Origin of the sequence: Rhodopirellula maiorica SM1 (genome assembly GCF_000346295.1) — a bacterium.
Taxonomy (GTDB): Bacteria; Planctomycetota; Planctomycetia; order Pirellulales; family Pirellulaceae; genus Novipirellula; species Novipirellula maiorica.
Window position 1 is genome coordinate 1 of sequence record NZ_ANOG01000303.1, and the last position, 4,856, is coordinate 4,856.

The following is a 4,856-nucleotide window of genomic DNA, read 5'->3' on the forward strand; positions in this document are numbered from 1 at the left end:
GGCGGCCATGCGAAAACGCCATCGTGCAGCCAACGCAGCTGGTGGTGATCGATCAGCCGTCGATACAAGGTGATCGGAGATTCTGCGAACTGATCGAGCGTCATCCCGATCAGTAATTGGCACAGATCTTTGATACCGTGACAAACCCAATCGGTGCCGGCACCGACGGTAAAGACAATCGAAACGCCTCGCAGTCCCGTGTTGGTTTCCAAGTGCAAAACCGCCGACGAATAGTCGGGCTGTAGATGAAAGGGATCGGACCCTAGCATTTGATCGGAGGTCGGAACGCGAAGATCGAAAACGTTTGCCGAGGTGATTTGGATGCGGCGATGAGGCATTCGGGAACCAAGTGTGGGGGGCGGTGTGAGCGGCAAACCATCTTAGCGTCACGTAGGCTCGTCGTCACGCAAGCCAAAAAATCGAGACCGACCAAAAAATCGAGACCGAAGGGGGGATCACGTGGACCAACACCACTTGATCAACGTCCGAAAGATCACAAAATGGGGCTGAAACGCAATATTGTAATTTGCGATGTCAAAAATCCAGCACGAAGCAACGCAAACTCGCATGCAAACCGCCGGCGTTGTCGTTTAAACTGGCTTGCATGATCCCACCACGCATTCCCACCCTATTGTTGCTGTTGTCCGTTTCCCCGCTGATAGCTCACCGTGTCCGTGCTGCGGATGAACCGGTGCGGTTTAGTCGGGACGTGTTGCCGATTTTGTCGGACCGTTGTTTTCATTGTCACGGTCCCGACGAAGAACATCGGGAAGCCGATTTAAGGTTGGATCAACGCGAATCAGCGGTGGACGAGATCGGGGCGGTCGTACCGATGCAGCCTGATGAAAGCGAACTGCTGTCGCGGATCCTCACCGACGACGAAGACATGTTGATGCCTCCGCCGCAGTCGCATCGCAAGCCGCTCAGCCAATCGGAGATCGATATTCTCCGCCGCTGGATCGCCGAAGGAGCCGAATGGGGAAATCACTGGGCGTTCGAGCCGCCTGTGCGTCCGCAAGTGCCCAAGTCGGCAGCGAATCCAATCGATTACTTCGTCCACAATCGTCTCGAACAACACGGTTTGCGACCCTCCGGCGAAGCCGACCGCCGGACTCTGATTCGCCGAGTGACGTTGGATTTGATCGGATTGCCGCCGACGCCTGCGGAAGTGGACGCTTTTCTAAACGATGAATCCGCTGACGCCTACGGCAAGCTCGTCGACCGGTTGTTACAGTCGCCTCATTATGGCGAGCGGATGGCGTGGCCTTGGCTCGATGCGGCACGCTATGCCGACACCAGCGGTTACCAAGGCGATCCGGTGCGTTCGATGTGGCCGTGGCGTGATTGGGTGGTCAATGCGCTGAACGAAAACATGCCGTTCGATCAGTTTACAATCCAACAAATCGCCGGCGATTTGCTTCCCGATCGGACGCCCGAACAACAGCTCGCATCTGGATTCAATCGCAATCACATGCACAATGGCGAAGGAGGCCGAATCGCCGAAGAGACGCGAGTCGATAACGTGTTTGATCGTACCGAAACAACAGGCACGGTTTGGCTAGGGCTAACGCTTCAGTGTGCACGGTGTCATGATCACAAGTTTGATCCGACGTCTAACCTGGATTACTTTGCCTTTACCGACTTTTTCAACCAGACGTCCGAGGAAGGACGCATCGTCGGTGGGCTCGCGGTACCTCCGGCAATGGACTATGTGCCCGTCGATGCACGTCGAAAGCTGGATCAGCAGCAGCGTCAGGTCGATCAATTGACGGCACAACTGTTGGCGGCTTCGGACGAAGCCGATGCGGCACAAGCGGCTTGGGAATTGCCCTGGAACGAAGCGAGTTTGGATGAGGATTCTCAGCAGTGGCAGCCGCTTGCTGCGACCGAGTCGCGTTCGACGGGGGGGCCACGATCACGCAACGAGACGATTTGTCGCTGCATGTGACCGGTGAACGTCCTGAAAATGATGTCTATGAACTTGCATTTTCACCTCCGTTGGATCGCATCAGCGGCATCCGACTTGATGCCATGGTGGACCCCGAGTCGCCTGGCAAAGGGGCCGGGCGAGACGAAAAGGGCAACTTCGTGCTGAGCGAAATCGAAGTCGTCGCTCGTCCCGCTAATCGGCCTGACGTCAAAGGGACGCCGATCAAGTTGGCCCGCGCCGAGGCCGATTTTTCCCAAGCTGGGCTGCCGGTTAGCGAGGCGATTGATGGCAAAACCGGAAAAGACAACGGTTGGTCCGTCAGCGGGCACACCAAGAAAGAGCCTCGGTGGGCCGAGTTCTTTTTTCAGCAACCGTTCCAATTGGATGACGAGACAGTGCTGAGTGTCAAACTTCGTTTTGAATCGCAGCATACGCACCATACGCTTGCTCTGTTTCGTATGAGCGCAACCGATGAAAAACAGCCCGAGGGGGATGATGCCAAGGTTGCTGCGATCTTGCGAAAAAATCCTCAGCAGCGAAACGATGCGGATCGAGCGGCACTGCGAGAGCATTTTCGTATGTATCACTGGGGACCGACCGATGAAATTGCTCGCAAACTTGCTGCGGCCCGTCGCGATTTCGCCAAGCTGCAATCCGATGCGAAACCGGTCAAAGTGATGGTCATGGACACGCGTGAAAAACCTCGCGAAACGTTCGTGCTTGTCAAAGGAATCTACAATGACGTGACGGATCAGAAGGTGGTCGCCGATGTGCCTGGCATGCTGCCGCCGCTACCTGAAAAGTCAGACGGGACGCCGCCGACACGTCTCGATCTCGCCCGCTGGATCGTCTCGCCACAGAATCCACTGACCGCCCGCGTGATCGTGAACCGTTATTGGCAAACGTTTTTTGGACGTGGGATCGTTTCGACAATGGACGATTTCGGATTGCAGGGCACGCAGCCCACTCACCCCGAATTGCTGGATTGGTTGGCGGTTGAATTTGTCGAGTCAGGCTGGGATGTCAAGGAAATGCACCGGCTGATTGTGACCAGCGAGACGTATCGTCAATCGTCTCATGTCACGTCGGAGTTGCTCGAAAACGATCCCGACAATCGGCTACTTTCGCGGGCACCACGCTATCGTATGCCCTCGTGGATGATACGGGACCATGCCTTAGCGGCCAGCGGGTTGCTGAACCGATCCATCGGCGGTCCGCCCGTCAAACCGTATCAACCGGATGGGATTTGGGCCGAAGCAACATTTGGCAAAATACGCTACCAAACCGATACGGGCGACAAACTATATCGCCGTTCGCTCTATACATTTTGGCGGCGAATCGTGGGGCCAACGGTGTTCTTTGATTCGGCGAAGCGACAAACGTGCGAAGTCGAAACGAATTTGACCAACACGCCGCTGCACGCGCTGACCACGTTAAACGACATCACCTATGTCGAAGCGGCTCGGGTGTTGGCCGAGCGAATGATCCACGAGCACAAAAACAAGCTTGATCGGATTACCGCAGCGTTCGTCAATCTGACTTCGCGGCCACCCACTCCGGCAGAACTCGAACTGTTAACCATGCGTGTCGATGCCTACGTCGACCAGTATCGCAAATTGCCGCAGGAAGCCGCTGAGCTATTGGCGATCGGCGATCAACCGCGTGACACATCGCTCGACCCGGCTGAACATGCGGCTTACACGACCCTTTACAACACACTGATGAATCTCGACGAAGTATTGGTGAAACCATGAACCCAATCCAAGAACACGCAGCCTTGGTGACCCGCCGTCAGCTGTTGGGCAAGATGGGGCTGGGCGTGGGCGCGGCCGCACTGAGCACGCTGATCGGTAACAAAGCCAGTGCGTCGCTACCGGATCCGGCGGCACCTAGGCTTCCGAATTTTCCAGCCAAAGCGAAACGAGTAATCTATCTGTTTCAGAACGGCGGTCCCTCACATGTCGATCTGTTTGATTACAAACCCAAACTCAGCGAGCTGGCGGGGAAAGGATTGCCGGATGAACTGACCGCGGGCAAGCGTTTCAGTACCATGACCGCGTCGCAAGAAAAGGCGTTTTTGCCAGAGATCACGAAGTTCGCTCGTCATGGCGAATGTGGCAAATGGGTTGCCGACAACTTTCTGCCTCGCACGGCTGAAATCGTTGACGATCTTTGTTTTGTCCAGTCAATGAGAACGACGCAAGTCAATCATGCTCCGGCGATCACTTACTTTTTGACCGGATCCGAATTGCCTGGCAAACCGAGCGTCGGTGCATGGTTGACGTATGGATTAGGCAGTGAGACCGAGAACTTACCCGCCTTTACGGTCATGACCAGCCGTGATCGCCAAGCTTCATGTGGCCAAATTTTTTACGACTTCTATTGGGGCAACGGTTTTTTGCCCAGCAAGTACCAAGGCGTCAAGTTTCGTGGTGCCGGCGATCCGGTGTTGTATCTTTCTAATCCAGACGGAATTAGCCGATCGACGCGGCGGACGCAACTCGACGATTTGGCGGCGCTGAACCAGATGAATTTGGATCGGATCGGGGATCCTGAAATTGCGGCGCGGATCGCACAATACGAGATGGCGTACAAGATGCAGTCGTCGGTGCCTGAGTTGACCGACATGCGAGACGAACCACAACACGTGCTTGATATGTATGGACCGCAAGTTCAAGAGAAAGGCAGCTTCGCCTACAACTGCTTGATGGCACGTCGGTTGGCCGAGCGGGGGTGCCGGTTCATCCAATTGATGCACGCCGGTTGGGATCAACACACCAATCTGGACACTCAGCTTGAAATTCAGTGTCAAGATACCGACGCCCCGTCGGCGGCGCTAGTCAAGGATTTGCAGCAGCGAGGATTGCTCGAGGACACGTTGGTGATCTGGGGCGGCGAGTTTGGACGGACTCCGTTTCAGCAGAAC

3 protein-coding genes and 1 pseudogene are annotated in these 4,856 nt (G+C 55.7%); 3 read left to right on the forward strand and 1 reads right to left on the reverse strand.

Going from position 1 to position 4,856, the window contains the following annotated elements; translation table 11 throughout:
* Window positions 1-338 (reverse strand): annotated as a pseudogene (locus RMSM_RS09905) (enolase C-terminal domain-like protein); the annotation flags it as partial.
* A gap of 266 nt (window positions 339-604) precedes the next feature.
* Here RMSM_RS09905 and RMSM_RS38355 point away from each other — a divergent pair.
* The 3 genes from RMSM_RS38355 to RMSM_RS09915 all read left to right on the forward strand — a co-directional run.
* Complete coding sequence (locus RMSM_RS38355) at window positions 605-1,948, forward strand: DUF1549 domain-containing protein (protein ID WP_008694949.1); 1,344 nt, start codon at window positions 605-607, stop codon at window positions 1,946-1,948.
* On the forward strand, window positions 1,867-3,684 hold the full coding sequence (locus RMSM_RS38360) for a DUF1553 domain-containing protein (protein WP_201767018.1): 1,818 nt from the start codon (window positions 1,867-1,869) through the stop codon (window positions 3,682-3,684). Before RMSM_RS38355 ends, RMSM_RS38360 begins: the two co-directional genes overlap by 82 nt.
* Window positions 3,681-4,856, forward strand: a 1,176-nt coding sequence (locus tag RMSM_RS09915) for a DUF1501 domain-containing protein (protein WP_008694951.1), incomplete at its 3' end; no start/stop codon positions are given. The genes RMSM_RS38360 and RMSM_RS09915, both read left to right, overlap by 4 nt.